General features: G+C 72.8%; 18 protein-coding genes. 10 read left to right on the forward strand and 8 right to left on the reverse strand.

Going from position 1 to position 20,979, the window contains the following annotated elements; all coding sequences use genetic code 11:
- The first annotated feature begins 138 nt into the window (after positions 1-138).
- The 5 genes from ACIRG6_RS03750 to rbsD all read left to right on the forward strand — a co-directional run bounded on the left by ACIRG6_RS03750 (position 139) and on the right by rbsD (position 6,037).
- Complete coding sequence (locus ACIRG6_RS03750; protein ID WP_403320520.1) at positions 139-1,179, forward strand: LacI family DNA-binding transcriptional regulator; 1,041 nt, start codon at positions 139-141, stop codon at positions 1,177-1,179.
- Positions 1,176-2,702 (forward strand): sugar ABC transporter ATP-binding protein, encoded by a 1,527-nt coding sequence (locus ACIRG6_RS03755; protein ID WP_364674589.1) that lies wholly within the window; start codon positions 1,176-1,178, stop codon positions 2,700-2,702. Before ACIRG6_RS03750 ends, ACIRG6_RS03755 begins: the two co-directional genes overlap by 4 nt.
- Positions 2,692-4,647, forward strand: coding sequence for an ABC transporter permease/substrate-binding protein (locus tag ACIRG6_RS03760; protein WP_403320523.1), 1,956 nt, complete (start codon positions 2,692-2,694; stop codon positions 4,645-4,647). The genes ACIRG6_RS03755 and ACIRG6_RS03760 overlap by 11 nt, the downstream gene beginning before the upstream one ends.
- A gap of 66 nt (positions 4,648-4,713) precedes the next feature.
- The gene (locus tag ACIRG6_RS03765; RefSeq protein WP_392124196.1) at positions 4,714-5,619 is read left to right on the forward strand and encodes a ribokinase; all 906 of its coding nucleotides are present in this window, start codon (positions 4,714-4,716) and stop codon (positions 5,617-5,619) included.
- A 28-nt stretch (positions 5,620-5,647) separates the two neighbouring features.
- On the forward strand, positions 5,648-6,037 hold the full coding sequence (gene rbsD, locus ACIRG6_RS03770) for a D-ribose pyranase (RefSeq protein WP_364674594.1): 390 nt from the start codon (positions 5,648-5,650) through the stop codon (positions 6,035-6,037).
- 298 nt (positions 6,038-6,335) lie between these two features.
- Here the strand turns inward: rbsD and ACIRG6_RS03775 are convergent, their stop codons facing one another.
- The 4 genes from ACIRG6_RS03775 to ACIRG6_RS03790 form a co-directional block, all read right to left on the reverse strand.
- Entirely contained in the window at positions 6,336-6,992 is a 657-nt protein-coding gene (locus ACIRG6_RS03775) for a M15 family metallopeptidase (protein ID WP_403320525.1), read from the reverse strand.
- A gap of 66 nt (positions 6,993-7,058) precedes the next feature.
- Positions 7,059-7,901 (reverse strand): sugar phosphate isomerase/epimerase family protein, encoded by an 843-nt coding sequence (locus ACIRG6_RS03780; RefSeq protein WP_318219407.1) that lies wholly within the window; start codon positions 7,899-7,901, stop codon positions 7,059-7,061.
- Positions 7,898-9,049, reverse strand: coding sequence for a dihydrodipicolinate synthase family protein (locus ACIRG6_RS03785; RefSeq protein WP_350717961.1), 1,152 nt, complete (start codon positions 9,047-9,049; stop codon positions 7,898-7,900). Before ACIRG6_RS03785 ends, ACIRG6_RS03780 begins: the two co-directional genes overlap by 4 nt.
- Positions 9,046-10,197 carry a Gfo/Idh/MocA family protein gene (locus ACIRG6_RS03790; protein ID WP_403320527.1) on the reverse strand — a complete coding sequence of 384 codons (1,152 nt, stop codon included), beginning with the start codon at positions 10,195-10,197 and terminating at the stop codon, positions 9,046-9,048. Before ACIRG6_RS03790 ends, ACIRG6_RS03785 begins: the two co-directional genes overlap by 4 nt.
- Positions 10,198-10,444: 247 nt before the next feature.
- Between ACIRG6_RS03790 and ACIRG6_RS03795 the strand changes: the two genes are divergently transcribed.
- Complete coding sequence (locus tag ACIRG6_RS03795) at positions 10,445-11,491, forward strand: LacI family DNA-binding transcriptional regulator (protein ID WP_225635090.1); 1,047 nt, start codon at positions 10,445-10,447, stop codon at positions 11,489-11,491.
- Positions 11,492-11,812: 321 nt separating this feature from the next.
- Complete coding sequence (locus tag ACIRG6_RS03800; protein WP_318219463.1) at positions 11,813-12,613, forward strand: sugar phosphate isomerase/epimerase family protein; 801 nt, start codon at positions 11,813-11,815, stop codon at positions 12,611-12,613.
- On the opposite strand, the gene ACIRG6_RS03805 is transcribed toward ACIRG6_RS03800, so the two are convergent.
- The 3 genes from ACIRG6_RS03805 to ACIRG6_RS03815 form a co-directional block, all read right to left on the reverse strand.
- Entirely contained in the window at positions 12,580-13,503 is a 924-nt protein-coding gene (locus ACIRG6_RS03805) for a DUF2637 domain-containing protein (protein ID WP_403320528.1), read from the reverse strand. The two genes, ACIRG6_RS03800 and ACIRG6_RS03805, sit on opposite strands and share 34 nt — an antisense overlap.
- A 454-nt stretch (positions 13,504-13,957) precedes the next feature.
- On the reverse strand, positions 13,958-14,554 hold the full coding sequence (locus tag ACIRG6_RS03810) for a GNAT family N-acetyltransferase (protein WP_403320530.1): 597 nt from the start codon (positions 14,552-14,554) through the stop codon (positions 13,958-13,960).
- Positions 14,475-15,464: an EamA family transporter gene (locus ACIRG6_RS03815; RefSeq protein ID WP_403320532.1), complete on the reverse strand. Its 990-nt coding sequence runs from the start codon at positions 15,462-15,464 to the stop codon at positions 14,475-14,477. The genes ACIRG6_RS03810 and ACIRG6_RS03815 overlap by 80 nt, the downstream gene beginning before the upstream one ends.
- 95 nt (positions 15,465-15,559) lie before the next feature.
- On the opposite strand from ACIRG6_RS03815, the gene ACIRG6_RS03820 reads away from it, so the two are divergent.
- The 3 genes from ACIRG6_RS03820 to ACIRG6_RS03830 all read left to right on the forward strand — a co-directional run bounded on the left by ACIRG6_RS03820 (position 15,560) and on the right by ACIRG6_RS03830 (position 19,461).
- Positions 15,560-16,498, forward strand: coding sequence for a LysR family transcriptional regulator (locus tag ACIRG6_RS03820; RefSeq protein ID WP_364819408.1), 939 nt, complete (start codon positions 15,560-15,562; stop codon positions 16,496-16,498).
- Positions 16,499-16,854: 356 nt separating this feature from the next.
- Positions 16,855-18,699: a glycoside hydrolase family 3 protein gene (locus tag ACIRG6_RS03825; protein ID WP_403320535.1), complete on the forward strand. Its 1,845-nt coding sequence runs from the start codon at positions 16,855-16,857 to the stop codon at positions 18,697-18,699.
- Positions 18,700-18,816: 117 nt separating this feature from the next.
- Positions 18,817-19,461: a hypothetical protein gene (locus ACIRG6_RS03830; protein WP_364819409.1), complete on the forward strand. Its 645-nt coding sequence runs from the start codon at positions 18,817-18,819 to the stop codon at positions 19,459-19,461.
- A 50-nt stretch (positions 19,462-19,511) separates the two neighbouring features.
- Here ACIRG6_RS03830 and ACIRG6_RS03835 read toward each other — a convergent pair whose 3' ends face one another.
- Complete coding sequence (locus tag ACIRG6_RS03835; RefSeq protein WP_364674614.1) at positions 19,512-20,936, reverse strand: S28 family serine protease; 1,425 nt, start codon at positions 20,934-20,936, stop codon at positions 19,512-19,514.
- Between the last annotated feature and the right edge of the window lie 43 nt (positions 20,937-20,979).

The following is a 20,979-nucleotide window of genomic DNA, read 5'->3' on the forward strand; positions in this document are numbered from 1 at the left end:
GGGCCGCCGCATGTCCGGGCCAAAACCTCGACTCTCGGTCACGATTGGATTTCAGCCACCCCCCAGCCCCTTGCCATCCGCCCGTGTAATCGATTCCAATCCTCCGTGTAATCGATTCCACGAGGAGGTGGAACGGCGATGGCGAGCATCAAGGACGTCGCCGCCGAGGCGGGCGTGTCCGTCGCGACGGTCTCGCGCGTCCTCAACGGCCACCCGTCCGTCAGCCCGGACGCCCGCACCCGCGTGCTGGCCGCCGTCGAGGCGCTGGGCTACCGCCCGAACGCCGTCGCCCGGTCCCTGCGCACCGCCCAGACCCGCACCCTCGGCCTGGTCATCAGCGACGTGCTGAACCCGTACTTCACCGAACTGGCCCGCTCCGTCGAGGAGGAGGCCCGCGCGCTCGGCTACAGCGTCATCATCGGCAACGCCGACGAGCGGCCCGACCTCCAGGACCACCACGTCACGACGCTGCTGGACCGCCGGATCGACGGGCTCCTCGTCTCCCCCACCGACGGCGGCTCCCCCCGCATGCTGGAGGCCGCCCGCGCCGGGACGCCCATGGTGTTCGTCGACCGCTGGATCCCCGGCGTGGACGTGCCCGTCGTCCGGTCGGACGGTCGGGCGGCGGTACGGGACCTGGTCGCGCACCTGCACGGGCTCGGGCACCGGCGGCTCGCCATCATCGCCGGGCCCGCCGCGACCACGACCGGCCGCGAGCGCGTGGACGCATTCCGCGAGGCGCTCGGCGCGTACGGGCTTCCCCTGCCCGACGACTGCATCGGCCAGGGCGACTTCCAGGCCGACAGCGGACGCCGGGTCACCGAGGGCTTCCTCGACCTGCCCGAACCGCCCGAGGTCGTCTTCGCCGCCGACAACCTGATGGCGCTCGGCGCCCTGGACGCCGTACGCGCGCGGGGGATGCGCGTCCCCGACGACATCGCGCTCGCCGCGTTCGACGACATCCGCTGGTTCGTGCACACCGACCCGCCGATCACCGCGATCGCCCAGCCCACGGGCGACCTCGGGCGGGCCGCCGTGCGCGCGCTGGTCGACCGCATCGAAGGAGGGACCGGCGAGTCCGTCACCCTGCCGGCGCGGCTCGTCGTCCGCCGCTCGTGCGGCGAGCCCGCCTCCCCGCACCACCCGTCCCCGTCCCCCGTACAAAGGAGTACGCCGTGAGCAGCCGCGATCCCGACGAGTTGCTGCGCATCGAGGGCATCCGCAAGACCTTCCCCGGTGTCGTCGCGCTCGACAGCGTCGACTTCGACCTGCGCCGGGGCGAGGTGCATGTGCTCCTCGGCGAGAACGGCGCGGGCAAGAGCACGCTGATCAAGATGCTCTCCGGCGCCTACACGCCCGACGCAGGGCGGATCCTGGCCGACGGCGAGGAGGTGCGCATCAACGGTGCGCAGGACTCCGAGCGGCTCGGGATCGCCACCATCTACCAGGAGTTCAACCTCGTCCCCGATCTGACGGTCGCCGAGAACATCTTCCTGGGGCGCCAGCCGCGCCGGCTCGGGATGATCGACCGGAAGAAGATGGACGCCGACGCCGAGGTGCTGCTCCAGCGGGTGGGGGTCACCGTCTCCCCCCGCGCGCGAGTGCGTGAACTCGGCATCGCACGGCTCCAGATGGTCGAGATCGCCAAGGCGCTCAGCCTGAACGCGCGCGTGCTCATCATGGACGAGCCGACCGCCGTGCTCACCTCCGAGGAGGTGGAGAAGCTGTTCGCCATCGTGCGGCGGCTGCGCGAGGACGGTGTCGGCATCGTCTTCATCACCCACCACCTGGAGGAGATCGCCGCCCTCGGCGACCGGGTCACCGTCATCCGGGACGGGCGCAGCGTCGGGCAGGTGCCCGCCTCCACGCCCGAGGACGAACTCGTGCGGCTCATGGTCGGGCGGTCGATCGAACAGCAGTACCCGCGCGAACGCGGCGACGCCGGTGAGGCGTTGCTCAAGGTCGAGGGACTGACCCGGGACGGCGTCTTCCACGACGTCGGCTTCGAGGTGCGGGCCGGCGAGGTCGTCGGCATCGCGGGCCTCGTCGGGGCCGGGCGGACCGAGGTCGTGCGCGCCGTGTTCGGCGCCGACCCCTACGACGCGGGGACCGTGCACGTCGCGGGCGCGCCCCTGCGGCGGCACGACGTGAACGCCGCGATGGCGGCCGGGATCGGGCTCGTTCCCGAGGACCGCAAGGGGCAGGGGCTCGTCCTCGACGCCTCCGTCGAGGAGAACCTCGGGCTGGTGACGCTGAAGTCAACCTCCCGCGGGGGGCTCGTCGACCTCAAGGGCCGGCATGCGGCGGCGGAGCGGATCGCCGGGCAGCTCGGGGTGCGGATGGCCGGGCTCGGGCAGCACGTGCGGACCCTGTCCGGCGGCAACCAGCAGAAGGTCGTCATCGGCAAGTGGCTGCTGGCGAACACCAAGGTGCTGATCCTCGACGAGCCGACCCGCGGCATCGACGTCGGCGCCAAGGTCGAGATCTACCAGCTCATCAACGAACTGACGGCCGCCGGTGCCGCCGTGCTCATGATCTCCAGCGATCTGCCGGAGGTGCTCGGCATGAGCGACCGGGTCGTGGTCATGGCACAGGGCCGGGTCGCGGGCGAACTGCCCGCCGAACAGGCCACCCAGGACGCCGTGATGGCCCTCGCCGTCAGCACGCACACCAACGGAACGGAGGCCTCCCGTGGCCACTGACACGCTCAAGAGCAAGCCGGGCGCGCAGGGCGCCACGGGCGGCCTGCGCCGCCTGCTGCTCGACAACGGCGCGCTGACCGCGCTGATCGTCCTCGTCGTCGCCATGTCGGCGCTGTCCGGCGACTTCCTGACCGCCGACAACCTCCTCAACGTCGGCGTCCAGGCCGCCGTGACCGCGATCCTCGCCTTCGGCGTCACCTTCGTCATCGTCTCGGCGGGCATCGACCTGTCGGTCGGCTCGGTCGCCGCGCTGTCGGCCACCGTGCTGGCGTGGAGCGCCACCGAGGCCGGGATGCCGGTCGTGCTCGCGGTGGTGCTGTCCATCGCGACGGGCATCGCCTGCGGTCTGGTGAACGGTTTCCTCATCTCGTACGGGAAGCTGCCGCCGTTCATCGCGACGCTGGCCATGCTGTCGGTGGGCCGCGGCCTGTCGCTGGTCATCTCGCAGGGCTCGCCGATCGCCTTCCCCGACTCGGTCTCCCACCTGGGTGACACGCTCGGCGGCTGGCTGCCCGTGCCGGTGCTCGTGATGATCGTGATGGGTCTGATCACGGCGTTCGTCCTCGGCCGGACCTACATCGGCCGGTCCATGTACGCCATCGGCGGCAACGAGGAGGCCGCGCGGCTGTCCGGCCTGCGCGTGAAGCGGCAGAAGCTCGCCATCTACGCCTTCTCCGGCCTGTTCGCCGCCGCGGCGGGCATCGTGCTCGCCTCCCGGCTGGCCTCCGCGCAGCCGCAGGCCGCGCAGGGCTACGAGCTGGACGCCATCGCCGCCGTCGTCATCGGCGGCGCGTCGCTCGCGGGCGGCACCGGCAAGGCGTCGGGCACGCTGATCGGCGCGCTGATCCTCGCGGTGCTGCGCAACGGCCTCAACCTGCTGTCCGTCTCCGCGTTCTGGCAGCAGGTCGTCATCGGTGTCGTCATCGCGCTGGCGGTGCTGCTGGACACGCTGCGCCGCAAGGCGGGGGCGACCACGGGGGCGGCCGGGGCGTCCGGTGACGGGGGCCGGGGCAAGCAGGCCCTCACGTACGTGATCGCGGCGGTCGTCGCCGTGGCGGTCGTCGGTGCGACCTCGCTGCTGCACAACGACTCCTCGGCGGGCAGGTCGCAGAAGATCGGCCTGTCGCTGTCGACGCTCAACAACCCGTTCTTCGTGCAGATCCGGGCGGGCGCGCAGGAGGAGGCGAAGAAGCTGGGCGTGGACCTGACGGTCACCGACGCGCAGAACGACGCCTCGCAGCAGGCCAACCAGCTCCAGAACTTCACCAGCGGCTCGCTCTCCTCGGTCATCGTCAACCCGGTGGACTCCGACGCCGCCGGTCCCGCGGTGCGCGGCGCGAACAAGGCCGGCATCCCCGTCGTCGCCGTGGACCGCGGCGTCAACAAGGCGGACACGGCGGCGCTGGTCGCCTCCGACAACGTCGAGGGCGGTCAGCTCGGCGCCAGGGCGCTCGCCGAGAAGGTCGGCGGCAAGGGCACGATCGTCATCCTCCAGGGCCAGGCCGGCACCTCCGCCAGCCGGGAGCGCGGGGCGGGCTTCGCGGCCGGTCTCAAGGCCTACCCGGGCATCAAGGTCGTCGCCAAGCAGCCCGCGGACTTCGACCGCACCAAGGGCCTGGACGTGATGACGAACCTGCTCCAGGCGCACCCCGGCATCAACGGTGTCTTCGCGGAGAACGACGAGATGGCGCTCGGCGCGGTCAAGGCGCTCGGCTCCAAGGCCGGCACCTCGGTCCAGGTCGTCGGCTTCGACGGCACGCCGGACGGGCTGAAGGCGGTCGAGGCGGGCACGCTGTACGCCTCCGTCGCGCAGCAGCCGAAGGAACTGGGCAGGATCGCGGTACGCAACGCGCTGCGGGCGGCCGAGGGCAAGAAGGTGGAGAAGACGGTGAAGGTGCCGGTGAAGGTGGTCACCAAGGAGAACGTGGCCGGCTTCGAGGGCTGACACGGGCGCACGGGCGGGCGGTCACCTGGACCGCCCGCCCCTCTCACTCGGATCGGGGAGCGATTCATGTACGACTACGACCTGCTGGTCGTGGGGTCGGCCAACGCCGACCTGGTGATCGGCGTCGAGCGGCGGCCGGGTGCCGGCGAGACGGTGCTCGGCTCCGACCTGGCCGTCCACCCGGGCGGCAAGGGCGCGAACCAGGCGGTGGCCGCCGCCCGGCTCGGCGCCCGTACGGCCCTGCTGGCCAGGGTCGGTGACGACTCCTACGGCCGGCTGCTGCTCGACTCGCAGCGGGCGGCCGGCGTCGACACGGTCGGCGTGCTGGTGGGCGGCGCCCCGACGGGCGTCGCGCTGATCACCGTCGACCCGTCCGGGGACAACAGCATCGTGGTCTCGCCGGGCGCGAACGGCCGCCTGACCCCGGGGGACGTCCGCGCCGCCGCCAGCCTCTTCCACGCCTCCCGGGCCGTGTCGGTGCAGCTGGAGATCCCGCTGGAGACGGTGGTGGAGGTGGTCCGGAGTCTGGCGCCGGGCAGCCGCTTCGTGCTGAACCCGTCGCCGCCGCGTCCGCTCCCGCAGGAGGTGCTGGCCGCCTGCGACCCGCTGATCGTCAACGAGCACGAGGCGAAGGTGATCCTCGGCGACGCGTGTGTGAGCGAACGCCCCGAGGACTGGGCCGGCCTCCTGCTGGCCAAGGGACCGCGTTCGGTGGTCGTGACCCTGGGGGCCGAGGGCGCGCTGGTGGCCTCGGCGGCCGGGGGTGTCTCCCGGGTCCCGTCCGTCACGGTGGAGGCCGTGGACACCACGGGCGCCGGTGACGCGTTCACGGCGGCGCTGGCCTGGCGGCTCGGCACGGGCGCGTCGCTCGCCGAGGCGGCGGCGTACGCGGCTCGGGTGGGCGCGGCGGCGGTCACGAAGGCGGGGGCGCAGGTGTCGTACCCGACGGCGGCGGAGGTCGAGGCGCTGTGAGCGGGGAAGCCGTGAAGAGGGGAACGCCGTGAAGAAGTCCGGGATACTCAACCGCCACCTCGCAGGTGCCCTCGCCGGACTCGGCCACGGCGACGGCGTCCTGGTCTGCGACGCGGGCATGCCCATCCCCGACGGCCCGCGCGTCGTCGACCTGGCCTTCCGTGCCGGGGTGCCGTCCTTCGCCGAGGTCCTGGACGGCCTGCTGGCCGAGCTGGTGATCGAGGGCGCGACGGCGGCGGAGGAGGTGCGGGACGCGAACCCGGAGGCCGCGGCCCTGCTGGACGCCCGCTGCCCCGCCCTTCACCTGGTCCCGCACGCACACCTGAAGGACCTCTCGGCGGGCGCCCGCCTGGTGGTCCGCACCGGCGAGGCCCGCCCGTACGCGAACGTGCTGCTGCGCTGCGGGGTCTTCTTCTGATCCCGGCCGTACATGCTTCGAGAGGGCCCGGTCACTGACCGGGCCCTCTCGGGTTCCCTCCCCCTCAGTCCCCCCGCGATCCCCCCGGATCTCCCCCCGCAGGCGTCCTGATGCCTAGTACGACCGGCGGAGGGCGCGAAGGGTTGCACGGGCACGGCAAAATTTTCCGACCGCCCTCAGCAGCGCCCTTGCGACCGCCTCCGGCAGCGCGTCTGCTGCCCAGGACAACCCCAGCGCCGATCTCTGCATCCGATGCGATGTGGGAGTGCCTCGACGCGCCGTCGGCGAGACAGCCCGGTCAGGCGAGTTCCGTCGTGCCGTAGAGGGCTGCCGGGGCTCCGGACAGCAACGCCCAGTAGCGGTCACCGTAGGACCAGTGCCACCACTCCGTGGGGTAGTTGACCAGGCCGACGGTGCTCAGCGCCGTGGCCAGGACGGTGCGGAGGGCCCGAGCCTCCTCGCTGATGTTGTCGGCGTTCGTGTAGCACGCACCCGCGCTCTCCTCCGGTGTCGCGTTCATGCGGGTACCCATGTCGAGTTCACCGCCGTCGGCGTCCGCGAGCGTCAGGTCGACGGCCGCCCCCGCACTGTGTGGGGCGATCTCCGGCGGGGACACGTAACGGCTGGCCGCCGAACGGATCGTCTGCGCGGACCAGTCCGGGTGATCGGCACGCAGCTGATCTCCGTACGAGTCGAAGTAGTGCCGTTGGAGGGCGGGCGGGCGGTAGCCCTCGACGAACAGCAGCCGCATTCCGTCGGGCAATCGGTCCTGAGCCTCGACGAGTCGGCGGAACACGCTTTCCCGCAGGTGGGTGAAGGCATCGGCGGAGTCCTGCCGCTTCCGTTCGTCGACCAACAGGCGGCCGTCGCTGCGGACGTTCACGAGCCGTTCGCCGCACTCCTGCACAGGAACGGCCGCGACTTTCGGATCAGACATCAGTACGACTTCGGTCATGGCCTGATCATCTCGTGGGGCCTTCGGATCGTCCGGCCGGCGCCCGGACGATCCGAACGGCATTCTCTACGCCGCGTGTTCGGCGAACCGGGCCGCCGTCTCCGCCAGGACCTCGCGGCCGTCCCTGGCCCACAGGGCGTCGTTGAAGAGTTCGACCTCGATGGCGCCCGTGTAGCCGGCCGCCTCCACGCAGGTCTTCCACTCGCGCATGTCGATCGCGCCGTCGCCGATCTGGCCGCGGCCGTTGAGGACGCCCTGAGGGAGGGGGGTCGTCCAGTCGGCGAGCTGGAAGGTGTGGATGCGGCCACCCGCGCCGGCCCGCGCGATCTGGGCGGGCGCCTGGTCGTCCCACCAGATGTGGTACGTGTCGACCGTGACGCCGACCTGGTGGGCGGGGAAGCGTTCGGCGAGATCCAGGGCCTGGGTGAGGGTGGAGACCACGCAGCGGTCCGAGGCGAACATCGGGTGCAGCGGCTCGATGGCCAGGCGGACGCCGTGCCGCTCCGCGTACGGCCCCAGTTCGGACAGAGCGTCCGCGATGCGTTCGCGGGCGCCGCGCAGGTCCTTCGAGCCGGCCGGGAGGCCGCCCGAGACCAGGACCAGCGTGTCGGTGCCGAGGGTGGCCGCCTCGTCGACCGCGCGGCGGTTGTCGGCCAGGGCCCGGGCGCGCTCGTCCGGGTCGGTCGCCGTGAGGAAGCCGCCCCGGCACAGGGTGGTGACGGCCAGGCCCGCGTCGCGGACCAGTTTTGCCGCCGCCTCGACACCGTACGCCTGGACCGGCTCGCGCCACAGGCCGACGTTGCCGATGCCCAGGTCGCGGCAGGCCGCGGTCAGCTCGGGCAGGGACAGCTGCTTGACCGTCATCTGGTTGATGCTGAAGCGGGACAGGCCGGGCGCGGGATCGGTCATCGGTTCACTCCGTACAGGCTCAGCAGGGACCTCATGCGCTCCTCCGCCAGCTTCGGGTCCGGGAACAGGCCGAGTCCGTCGGCGAGTTCATAGGCACGGGCGAAGTGCGGCAGGGAGCGGGCCGACTGGAGGCCGCCGACCATCGTGAAGTGGCTCTGGTGCCCCGCGAGCCAGGCCAGGAACACCACGCCCGTCTTGTAGAAGCGGGTGGGCGCCTGGAAGAGGTGGCGGGAGAGGGGGACCGTGGGGTCGAGCAGGGCGCGGAAGCCCTCCGTGTTCCCGGTGTCCAGGACGCGGACCGCCTCGGCGGCCAGCGGGCCCAGCGGGTCGAAGATGCCGAGCAGGGCGTGGCTGAAGCCCTGGTCGTCGCCGGCGATCAGCTCGGGGTAGTTGAAGTCGTCCCCCGTGTAGCAGCGCACGCCCTGCGGCAGCCGGCGGCGCAGGTCGACCTCGCGCTGGGCGTCCAGGAGGGAGACCTTGATGCCGTCGACCTTGTCGGGGTGGGCGGCGATGACCTCCAGGAACACGTCCGTGGCGGTGTCGAGGTCGGACGAGCCCCAGTAGCCCTCCAGCGCCGGGTCGAACATCGGGCCCAGCCAGTGCAGGATCACCGGTTCGGCGGACTGGCGCAGCAGGTGGCCGTAGACCTCCAGGTAGTCCTCGGGACCGCGGGCCGCGGCGGCGAGGGCGCGGGAGGCCATCAGGATGGCCTGCGCGCCCGACTCCTCCACCACCGCGAGCTGTTCCTCGTAGGCGGCACGGACCTCGGCGAGGGTGCCGGCGGTGAGCTGGTCGGTGCCCACGCCGCAGGCGACGCGGCCGCCGCACGCCTTCGCCTCGGCGGCGGACCGGCGGATCAGCTCCGCCGCTCCGGCCCAGTCCAGGCCCATGCCGCGCTGGGCGGTGTCCATCGCCTCGGCGACGCCGAGCCCGTGGGACCACAGGTGGCGGCGGAAGGCGAGGGTGGCGTCCCAGTCGACGGCGGCGGGACCGTCCGGCGTGGTGTCCGCGTACGGGTCGGCGACGACGTGCGCCGCGGAGAAGACCGTACGGGAGGTGAAAGCGCTTCCTCCGGAGACGGCCAGGGGTTCGGTGCGCGGCTCGTAGGCACGCAGGGTGCCGTTCGCGTCGGGCAGGTGCAGGGTCACAGCGCGATCTCCGGTACGTCGAGACGGCGGCCCTCCGCCGAGGACTTCAGGCCCAGTTCGGCGAGCTGGACGCCGCGGGCGCCGGCCAGCAGATCCCAGTGGTAGGGGGCATCGGCGTAGACGTGGCGCAGGAACAGCTCCCACTGGGCCTTGAAGCCGTTGTCGAACTCGCCGTTGTCCGGGACCTCCTGCCACTGGTCGCGGAAGACCTCGGTGGCGGGGATGTCCGGGTTCCAGACCGGCTTCGGGGTGGCGGAGCGGTGCTGGACGCGGCAGTTGCGCAGGCCCGCGACCGCGGAGCCCTCGGTGCCGTCGACCTGGAACTCCACCAGCTCGTCGCGGTTGACGCGGACCGCCCAGGACGAGTTGATCTGCGCGATCGCGCCGCCGTCGAGCTCGAAGACGCCGTACGCGGCGTCGTCGGCGGTGGCGTCGTAGGGCTTGTCGTTCTCGTCCCAGCGCTGCGGGACGTGGGTGGCGGTCAGGGCCTGGACGGACCTGACGCGGCCGAACAGCTCGTGGAGCACGTACTCCCAGTGCGGGAACATGTCGACGACGATGCCGCCGCCGTCCTCGGCGCGGTAGTTCCACGAGGGGCGCTGGGCGGACTGCCAGTCGCCCTCGAAGACCCAGTAGCCGAACTCGCCGCGCACGGACAGGATCCGGCCGAAGAAGCCGCCGTCGATGAGGCGCTTGAGCTTGAGCAGGCCGGGGAGGAACAGCTTGTCCTGGACGACGCCGTGCTTGATGCCGGCGTCGTTCGCCAGGCGGGCGAGCTCCAGGGCGCCGTCCAGGCCGGTGGCGGTCGGCTTCTCGGTGTAGATGTGCTTGCCCGCGGCGATCGCCTTCTTGAGCGCCTCCTCGCGGGCCGAGGTCACCTGGGCGTCGAAGTAGATCTCGACGCTCTCGTCGGCGAGGACCGCGTCCACGTCCGTCGAGACGTGCTCCAGCCCGTGCCGCTCTGCCAGTTCCCTGAGCGCGTGCTCGCGGCGGCCGACCAGGATCGGCTCCGGCCACAGCACGGTGCCGCCGCCGAGGTCGAGGCCGCCCTGCTCGCGGATGGCCAGGATGGAGCGGACGAGGTGCTGCCGGTAGCCCATGCGCCCGGTCACACCGTTCATGGCGATACGCACCGTCTTGCGTGTCACGTCATTCCCTTCGTACGCGGTCCGCGCGCCGCATACGCCGAAGTTCGGGACAGGCGACACAGCAAGCGCTTTCTATTCATTAGGAAGCTAACCTGTGGACGGTGGTCTGGACAAGACCGTGGCCCGAGCGAGTTGTTCGAGCGGGCGAACAACGGCGGGCGGTGGCCGTAAGGTCTGCACGGAACCGGGCCGGACCCGGGCCCGTGTACGAGGGCGTACGACGAGAGCGCGACCGGAGGACGAGGACATGACGGTGACACTGGCGGACGTGGCGGCCCGCGCCCAGGTCTCCCCCGCGACGGTGTCGCGCGTGCTGAACGGGAACTATCCCGTGGCAGCCTCCACCCGGGAGCGGGTGCTCAAGGCGGTCGACGAGCTGGACTACGTGCTCAACGGCCCCGCGAGCGCGCTGGCCGCCGCGACGTCCGACCTGGTGGGCATCCTGGTCAACGACATCGCCGACCCCTTCTTCGGCGTGATGGCCGGTGCGATCCAGTCCGAGATCGGGGGGCCGGGAGGCAGAGCCGGCGGCGAGAGACTCGCCGTGGTCTGCAACACCGGCGGCGCCCCGGAGCGCGAGCTGACCTACCTCACGCTGCTGCAGCGGCAGCGCGCGGCGGCCGTCGTGCTGACCGGCGGGGCGATGGAGGACGCGGCGCACCAGACGGCGGTGGCGACGAAGCTGCGCAAGCTGTCGGAGGCCGGGACGCGGGTGGTGCTGTGCGGGCGTCCGCCGGCGCCGGGGACCGGGGCGATCGCGCTGACCTTCGACAACCGCGGGGGCGGCCGGGAGCTGACCGAGCACCTGATCGGGCTCGGGCACCGGCGGCTCGGCTACATCGCGGGCCCCGAGGAGCGGACCACGACGCGGCACCGGCTGGAGGGGCACCGGGCCGCGCTCGCCGCGCACGGCATCGAGGAGGACGCCCGCTGGACGGTCCACGGGCGCTACGACCGGCAGTCCGGCTACGAGGCCACGCTCGAACTCCTGCGCAGGGACCCGTCCCTGACCGCGGTCGTGGCCGCCAACGACACCGTCGCGCTGGGGGCGTGCGCGGCGCTGCGGGACTCCGGGCTGCGGATCCCGGCGGACGTGTCGGTGGCCGGCTTCGACGACCTGCCGTTCAGCATCGACGCGGTGCCCGCGCTGACGACGGTCCGGCTGCCGCTGGCGGAGGCGGGGGCGCGGGCGGGGCGGATCGCGATGGGGCGGGAGGAGGCGCCGCCCGGGGGGATCGCGACGGTGCGGGGGGAGTTGATGGTGCGGGGGTCCTCCGGGGTACCTCGGAAGTGAGGGTGCCGTTTCCCTAGCGGTGACCGGTGTGCGGGCGGGCGCGTCCGGGGGCTGCCGCCCCCGGGCCCCCGCTTCGGCCTGGCCGGCCTCGTCCTCAGACGCCGGACGGGCCGGGAGTTGCCGTGCGGCCCTCCTGGACGGCAGCGGGGCCGGGAGTCACCGGTCGGCCCTCCCGGACGACAACGAGGCCGGGAGTTGGAGTCGCCCCCGGGACGGCGGCGAGGCCGGGGGGCGGCCCGCTCGGGCGCCTCGGGGCGGCTCCGACGCGACACCTCCCCGAAGAGGGAATCCACGGGCCGATCGCGGGTAGGGTCCCCGGGCATGAAGCTGGCGTTCTCCACTCTCGGTCTGCCCGGACTGCCGCTGCCCGACGTGCTGCGGCTCGCGACCGCCCACGGATACCACGGCGTCGAACTGCGCGCCCACCCCGAGGAGCCGGTCAACCCCGGCCTCTCCCCCGGTGAACGGGCCGACGCCGCCGCCGCGTTCAAGGCGGCCGGCGTCGACGTGCTCTGCGTCGCGGGGTACGCGCGGGTCGCCGCTCCCGGGGACGACGACACCGTGGTCGCCGAGATCCGCGACCTGCTCGACCTGGCCCGCGACCTGGGCGCCCCGTACGTGCGGGTCTTCCCCGGCGGCGGCACCGGCCAGAGCCCCGAGGAGGCCGACGCGACGGCCGCCCGGCGCCTGGGCACCGCCGCCGAGTACGCCACCGACGCGGGCGTGCGCATCCTGCTGGAGACCCACGACTCGCACCGCACCGGCGCCGACGCGATGCGCGTGCTCGGCCTGGTCGGCCACCGGCAGGTCGGCGCCCTGTGGGACGTCATGCACACCTGGCTGGGCGGCGAACAGCCCACGGAGACCTACGCGGCACTGTCCCCGCACCTCGGCTACGTCCAGGTCAAGGACATCGCCTCCGTCGACGACACCACTCCGCTGCCGCTCGGCGCGGGCGTGCTGCCGCTGGCCGAGTGCGTGGAGGTGCTCTCCCGCGAGGGCTGGGACGGCTGGCTGTGCTGGGAGTACGAGAAGCGGTGGTACGAGGCGGCGGCCCCGCTGCCCGGCCTGCTGGACGAAGGCCGCCGTCACCTGGACCGGCTGCTCAACGAGTCGGCCTGACGACCGGCGCGCCGGGGCTGCGGGAAGGGACCGGCCGGGTGCTGCGCCTGGTTCCGCAGCAGCCGGTTGTCGCTGATCACGTACGTCTTCGGCGTGGGCTCCTGCGGCTGGGCCACCTGTGGCCGGTGACCGTCGCCGGGCGGGGTGCCCTCGCGCCGCGCGCCCTGGGTACCGGCGGCCCGGTCCGGCGCCGGGTCGGGCGCCCGCGCCGCGTCGGACCCCTCCGGGGGCGAGGACCGCAGGCGGTGCCGGGGGACGGCGCGCCGGGGCGGGCGGGTCAGGGTGATCTGGCGGACGAGCTGCTGGAAGCAGGTCAGGGAGGCCAGGCTCGGCAGCGCGGCGGCGGCGACGTCCACGACGGTCCTGGGCGTCTGGGCGGCCACGCACAGGAGCATCGCGATGAGCGAGAACGCCAGGACGACGCACCAGGAGTGAACGGCACGGCGCTGGTGCAGGGCCGCCCGCAGGACCGACAGCGACGCCGCGAGCCAGGGCCCGTAGACGAGCAGCGGCCACCACGACACCGCGCCCGTCTGCAGGCGGGTCAGGGCGACGACGCGCAGGGGGTCGTAGGCGACCATGCCGCCGAAGAGGCTGACCGCGGAGGCGATGACGGTGATGGCGGCGGCGATGACGTAGCTGACCGCCTGGAGTCCTCGCGGGCCGCGGCGTTCGCGCACCTTGCGGTGGCTGCGGACGGCGGCTCTCAGCGGGGGCAGCTCGGCCGTGATCTCCTGGAGGTTCTGCAAGGGGCTGCTGCCCGGCGCTGGGGCCGCGGCCGGGGGCTCGTCCCGGGGAGAGGGAGTCTCGGGGAGCTGCTCCTCCAGGGCGTCCTGGAGCATGAAGGCCAGCTCTTCGGCCGGGTCCCAGGACATGTCCGGGAGGGGCATCGAGAGGTCGTCGGCGGGGGCTCGGTGACGGCCGTGGCCCGCCTCGTGGTGAGGTGCCGCGTAGGGGGAGTAATCCGGTCCGTAATACAATTCCTCGTCGTGCACGGCCCGGTCACTCGGCCCGCGAGAAGACGGGCCGTTCCCGCATCGCGGCCCACCGCCCGGCGAGGTCTTCCTGGAGCTCGCCCATGACATTCAGGAAATCCCGCAGAATCGGCTCGGTTTCCCTGAGTGCGACGGGTGTTCCACCCTGGTCCCCCACCACGTTCTTCCGCTCGGAAGCCCAAGGGAGACACATCCCCCCAGTTACCTTGGTCATGCCCTCACTAACGTCGACCGCCTCATCCGGATGCGCGGCAAACGAGTGAAGGATTATCCAGACAAGTAGCCTGTAAGGGTGTCCGCCCGTCCGTCCACCTGTCGTTTCAATCCGTCTGTCGTTTCAATCCGCCTGTCATTTAAATGCGTCTGCGTGTGAAGCAGAAATCATGCGCGGTGGAATTCCCGGCGCGGGCGGGACGCGACCCGGCTCGCCAGGCGGGCCCGGCGCCCAGGAGCGGGACCGGTTGCGCAGGACGCCCTCGAAGCGGGCGCCGACCGACTCGATGACCGCGCGGGAGCGGCTGTTGCGGGCGTCCGTCTTCAGGTCGACCCGTGAGACGTCCCAGACCTCGAAGGCGTGCCGGAACAGGAGCAGTTCGGCCTCGGCGTCGATGCCGGTGCCCTGGCCGAGCGCGCCGGCCACGTGAATCCGACCTCGACGGCGTCGAGCCGGTCCTCCGTCAGCCACGACCGCGGCTCCCAGTACGCCGTGGCGCCGACCGCCCGTCCCGTGGCGAGGGAGATCTGCGCGAAGGGCGCCAGCCGTCCCGTGGCGGGCCCGGGCGTCGAGGTACGCGTCGGCCTCCTCGGCCCGGAGCACCCAGGTGAACCCGTAGGTGCCGCGCTCCTCCTCCGCCGCCCGGGCGAGATCAGCGGCGTGCTGCGGGCCCAACGGCTCCAGCCGTACCGACGTGCCGCCGAGTACCGGTGCCGTCAGCGTGAATGTCACCGGCCGGATTCTTCCGGCCGGGCACGCCGCCGTCGAACGGGTGGTCCCGGTGGCGCGGGCGACGGGTCACCGAGGTCAGCGCCACCCCGCCCACCAGCAGGGCCCCCGCGCACCACCGCAGCGGTGTCACCGGCTCGCCCAGGAAGAGGGCCGCCGACGTCATTCCGAAGACGGGGACCAGGAGGGAGAACGGCGCGACCGTCGAGGCGGGGTGGCGGTGCAGCAGCCAGCCCCAGGCGCCGAAGCCGAAGACCGTCGAGATCCAGGCGACGAACAGCAGCGTGCCCGCGCCCTGCCAGTCCAGGCCGCGCAGGGCCGCGAGGTCCCGGGAGGAGCCCTCCGTCAGCAGGGACAGGGCGAGGAGCGGCAGGACGGGGACGGTGGACACCCACACCATGAAGTTCAGGGCGTCGGGCGGGGAGGCCTTGCGGGTCAGGACGTTGGAGACGCCCCAGGCGGCCGCCGCGCCGATCACCATCGCGAAGGCGCCCAGCGGGCCGGAGGTGCCCTCGTCGACGGCCGCCACGACGATGCCGGCGCAGGCCACCAGCATGCCCAGCACCCGGACGCGGCTGGGGCGTTCGCCCAGTACCACCGCCGCGATCACCGCCGTGAACACCGCCTGGATCTGGAGCACCAGCGACGACAGGCCGGCCGGCATGCCCGCGTCCATGCCGACGAAGACCAGGCCGAACTTGGCGACGCCGAGGACCAGTCCCACCGCCACGATCCACTTCCAGGCCACCTTGGGGCGGCCCACGAAGAAGACGGCGGGCAGGGCCGCCGCCAGGAAGCGCAGGGCGGAGAAGAGGAGGGGCGGGAAGTGGTCGAGGCCGATCTCGATGACCGTGAAGTTGACGCCCCAGACGGCGGCGACGAGCACGCCGAGAGCGAGGTGGGAAGGTCGCATGGGTCGAGGATCGCCCGCGCCGACCATGTAGCACCAGCGATGATTGCTGCATGGTTGGATGAAGCAGAACTAACTCTTCGCCTCCGGGAGCCGACATGCTCGACCTGCAGCGCCTGCGCGCCCTGCACGCCGTCTCCGTGCACGGCACCGTCGGGGCGGCCGCCGCCGCGCTCGGCTTCACCCCGTCCGCCGTCTCCCAGCAGATCGCCAAGCTGGAACGGGAGACCAGGACCGTGCTCCTCGAGCGGGAGGGCCGTGGCGTGCGGCTCACCGACGAGGCGCGTCAACTGGCCGCCGCCGCCCGCGAACTCTTGGCCATCGTGGAGCGCACGGAGACCGAGCTGGAGGAGCGGCGCGGGGTGCCGGCGGGGCGGCTGACCATCGCCGCGTTCCCCTCGGCGGCGCGCGGGCTGATGCCCCCCGTGCTGGCCGACCTGGCGGCACGCCACCCCGCGCTCGACACCCGGCTCAGTGAGGCCGACCCGCACCTGTCCGTGGACCTGGTGGCGAAGGGCGCCGTCGACCTCGTCGTCGCCCACGACTGGGACATCGCGCCGCTGCCCGCCCCGGCCGGCGTGGAGCAGGCACCGATCGGCGAGGACCTGTGCGATCTGCTCGTCCCCGAGGGGCACCCCTTCGCGGGGCGCGGAGCCCTGCGGCGGGAGGAGCTGGGCGGGCAGCGCTGGATCTGCCAGCCGCCCGGCCGGGTCTGCCACGACTGGCTGGTGCGGACCCTGCGGACGGCCGGGCACGAGCCGGACATCGTCCACCAGGCCGACGAGAACCCGACGCTGGTCGCCCTGGTCGCCGCCGGGCTCGGCATCGCGGTGATCCCCCGGCTGGGGCGCGGCCCGCTGCCCGCCGGGGTGGTGGAGGTGCCGCTCGACCCGATGCCCGTACGGCGGCTGTACGCGCTGTGGCGCACGGGGGCCGCCCGGCGTCCGGCGATCGCGGAGACCGTGCGCGCCCTGCGCGCGCACTGGCCGGCCGTCTCCGCGCACACCGGCCCGTCCTCGGCCCGGCTGTCTCCCTGATCCCATCGGCACCGACTTCGGGAACCGGGGCCCGGAGCGGGAACCCGGGCCGGGCCCCGCTCGTCCAATGCGCACGTTGCCGGAAGAGTCTCCTCGGTGCGGTGTCGGCCTCGCTGCTGGCTGCGATCGCTGACCACCCTCTCCTCCGTACCGCGGCCGGCAGCACACCGCCATCGGCGCGCCCCCCTCCCTGTGCGCCGATGGCGGCCCCCGAGCCCTCCCTCCCCCGGCCGGTGGGACGACTCGTGTGCGCTCCCTTGACTGGCAGAAACTTCCCGGATATTGGTGACTCCTTGGAAGTTTCCTTCAGCAGCTCTCCAGCGATTCCGCAGCGGATCACTCCGGAAGGAGCGCACGTGCAAGACAGCAGCACGGCCGGCACGGGAAGCACCGCACGACCCTCCAGACGCACCGTCCTCGCCGCGACCGCGGGCGTCACCGCGGTGCTCGCGGCAGGCGGCACCGCGTACGCCGGGCAGCGCCGGCCCGACGACGACAGGCTCCGCGCCATCGTCTCCGGCATGACGCTCGAGGAGAAGGTCGGCCAGCTCTTCGTGATGCGGGTCTACGGCCACTCCGCCACCGCCCCCGACCAGGCCGACATCGACGCCAACCTCAAGGAGATCGGCGTCCGCACGGCCGCCGAACTGGTCGCCAAGTACCGGGTCGGCGGCATCATCTACTTCGCCTGGGCGCACAACACCCGCGACCCGCACCAGATCGCCGGCCTGTCCAACGGCATCCAGGCGGCGTCCCTGTCGCTGCCGCGCGGGCTGCCGGTGCTCATCTCCACGGACCAGGAGCACGGGATAGTGGCCCGCGTGGGCGAGCCGGCGACCCTGTTCCCCGGCGCGATGGCGGTCGGCGCGAACGGCTCGCGGTCCGACGCCCGCACCCTCGGTCGGATCGCGGGCGCCGAGCTGCGCGCCATGGGCATCCGGCAGGACTACGCCCCGGATGCCGACGTGAACGTCAACCCGGCCAACCCCGTGATCGGCGTGCGCTCCCTCGGCGCCGACCCCGAGGCGGTGGCCGGACTGGTGGCCGCCGAGGTGACGGGGTACCAGGGCTCCGGGGTCGCCGCGTGCGCCAAGCACTTCCCCGGGCACGGGGACACGGCCACCGACAGCCACACCGGTCTCCCGGTCATCACGCACAGCCGTGAGCAGTGGGAGAAGCTGGACGCGCCGCCGTTCCGCGCGGCCATCGCGGCCGGCATCGACGCGATCATGACCGCCCACCTCGTGGTCCCGGCGCTCGACGACTCCGGCGACCCGGCCACCCTGTCCCGCCCGATCCTCACCGGCATCCTGCGCGAGGAACTCGGCTACGACGGGGTCGTGGTCACCGACTCCCTCGGCATGGAGGGCGTGCGGACGAAGTACGGCGACGAACGGGTGCCGGTGCTGGCGCTGAAGGCGGGCGTCGACCAGCTCCTCAACCCGCCGGACCTGGACCTCGCCTGGAACGCGGTCCTGACGGCCGTGCGCGAGGGCGAGCTGACCGAGGCACGGCTCGACGAATCGATCCTGCGCGTACTGCGGCTGAAGGCCAGGCTGGGCCTCTTCGAGGACGCCTACACCGGGAGCCGGGACGTGGACCGCACGGTCGGCACCCGGGGGCACCTGGCCGCCGCCGACCGGATCGCCGAGCGGAGCACCACCCTGCTGGTCAACGAGGGGAACCTGCTGCCGCTGTCCCGCCGCCGGACCCCGAAGCTGCTCGTCGTCGGCGCCGACCCCGCCTCCCCGTCGGGCACGACGGGCCCGCCGACGGCCGCGCTCGCGGGCGCGCTGGGCGAACTCGGCTTCACGGCCACCGCCCTGTCCACCGGGACCGCGCCGTCCGCCGCGACCATCGACCGGGCGGTCGCCGCCGCCGGGGACGTGGACGCGGTGGTGGTCGCCACGTACAACGTCACCGCGGGCAGCAGCCAGCGCACGCTGGTGAACCGGCTGCTGGCGACCGGGAGACCGGTGGTCGCGGTCGCCATCCGCAACCCGTACGACGTGGCCCAGCTCCCCGGCGTCCCCGCCTTCCTGGCCGCGTACTCGTGGACGGACGTCGAGGTGCGGGCCGCTGCCCGGGTCATCGCCGGGCGGGTGCGGCCGCGCGGGAAGCTGCCCGTGCCGGTGGTGCGGGCGGACGATCCGGCGACGGTGCTGTACCCGCTCGGCCACGGGCTGTCGTACCGGGCGTAGCGCGGCGTACGCCACGCGCCGGGAGCGCTCACCGTCACCGTGCGCAAAGCACCCCGCGCGTCTGGCGTGCGCCCGCTGCGGCGGGTCACGCTGGACGGGGGACCCGGGGGGACGGCGATGCGTGCAAGACGGTTCACGGGCGTGCTGTGCGCGCTCTCGGCGCTGCTCGCCGGGCTGCTGGCGGGCTGTCAGAGCCCGTCGTCCGGCGGGACGGGGACGAGCGGGCGGCTCGGCGACCGGACGCCGTCGGCGGCGGTCGTCCGGCCGTCCGGGTACGGGGCGGTGTTCCTGGCGGTCGACGAGTGCAGCTCGTTCGGGACGGTCAGCTTCACCGAGGTGCCGTGCGCCGGCGAGCGGGCGGCGGCCCGGGTCGTGGCCCGGCACGACGGGAAGGCGTCGGGCGGGCCGCCCTGTCCGGCGACCACCGACTTCGTCCTGCACATCAGCGAGCGGCGGCCCTCCGCCGACGAGGACGGGGACGGGGCCGTGACCCAGGGCTATGCCTGCATGCGGTCGCTCCAGCCCCCGCACCCCGGCGATCCGGGGGGCGGGGGCGGCCCGCGCACCATCGTCGGCGACTGCGTCCACGACGCGGGGAACGGGAAGGTCCGCGAGACCGCCTGCGACGGCAAGGGCGAGCGGAAACCCCAGTACGAGGTGGTCGAGGCGGTCACCCGCCGGGCGCAGTGCCCGGCCGGGACCGCCCTGTTCGTCCGCCTCGGAGACGACGAACGTCCGGTGGGCTGCGCCCGGCCGCTGTGAGCGTCTGCGCGCACAACGGCCGGGCGTGACTGCCGGGTCGTCGGGCGGTGTTACGGACGCAGCGTCGACTCGTGCCGCACGTCCCGCTTGTCCAGCTTGGCGTCGAACGCCGCGAGCGGCCGGGCCGCCGACGGGTTCTCCTGGACGGTCGCGGAGGCGACGCCGGCCCACTCGAGGATGCGGGCGGTGGCCAGGGCCTTCTGCTCGGGCACCAGGCCGGCGACGTTGGCGCCGTGGTTCATGCCGGGGGCGGTGAGGACGTAGGAGTCACGCGCCCCGTGGCCGAGGCGGAACCGCTCGGCGCCCCACGGGTCGTTCTCGCCGTACACGAACAGCATGTGGGTGGCGTTGTGCCGCACCCAGGTGTCGACGTCCCGCATGGCCCACGGCTGGAACTCCATCGGGATCGACCGGGGCACGAAGTTGCGCGGCGGCTGGTAGCCGTAGCGGATGTACTTCTTCTCGATGTGCGGGAAGCGGATCGTCGGCGCGCCCAGCTGCGTGCCCGCCTGGTAGTAGTACGGCGTGTACGTCTCCAGGCCCTGGTCGGTGTAGGCGGAGAAGCCGGAGATGGTGTCCACCGAGTCCCAGATCGCGTCGTCGGTGGCGTTCACGGCGTCGGCCGGGATGCCGGCGCAGTCCTTCAGGGTGCTGTACTGCCAGAAGCCCCACACGTAGTCGAGGACGACGGCCTCGTACGCGCGGTCCAGGCTGCCGATGGTGTCGAAGGTGTAGCCGTTCTCCGCCGCGTACGCCGCGTACTTCTTCTCCAGCGGCGCCCGGCGCACCAGCGCCTCGCGCTGCACGCCGTTCAGGCGGGCGCGGCACTCTTCGGTGCCGACGGTCGCGAAGAAGCGGTCGTAGGCCGAGTCCTCCTTGTTCACCACGTCGTTGGGCGCGACGTAGGCGACGACGCCGTCCATGTCGCGCGGATAGAACCGCTCGTAGTAGGTGGCGGTCATGCCGCCCTTGGAGCCGCCCGTGGAGAGCCAGTTCTCGGAGTAGACCGGCTTGAGGGCCTGGAAGATGCGGTGCTGGTCGCTGGCCGCCTGCCAGATGTCCAGCTTGGACCAGTCGGCCGGCTGGGGCCGGGACGGCGTGAAGTAGCGGTACTCCATGGAGACCTGGTTGCCGTCCACGATCTGGGTCGGCTCGCGCCGGCTCGGGTTCGTGGAGACGTTGTAGCCGCCGGTGTAGAACACCGTCGGGCGGCTCACGTCCTTGTGCAGCACGGTGATCCGCTGCTGGAACGTGCCCTTGGACGGGTGCCGGTGGTCGACCGGCTGCGTGTAGTTCAGGACGAAGAAGCGGTAGCCGGTGTACGGCTTCTCCTCGATCAGGCTCATGCCCGGTATGGACAGCAGCCGGTCCTTGATGTCGACGGCCTTCGGCTCGGCGGCGGTGGCCGCCCCCGCCGTGCTGACGGTGCCTATGAGCACCACGAGCGCCAGCAGCCATCTGAGCGCCTTGCGCATGCACCCTCCCTGTGAAACAGATGTGCGCCGGAAGCTATCGGAG

Source organism: Streptomyces flaveolus, from assembly GCF_044765825.1.
Lineage (GTDB): Bacteria > Actinomycetota > Actinomycetes > Streptomycetales > Streptomycetaceae > Streptomyces > Streptomyces flaveolus.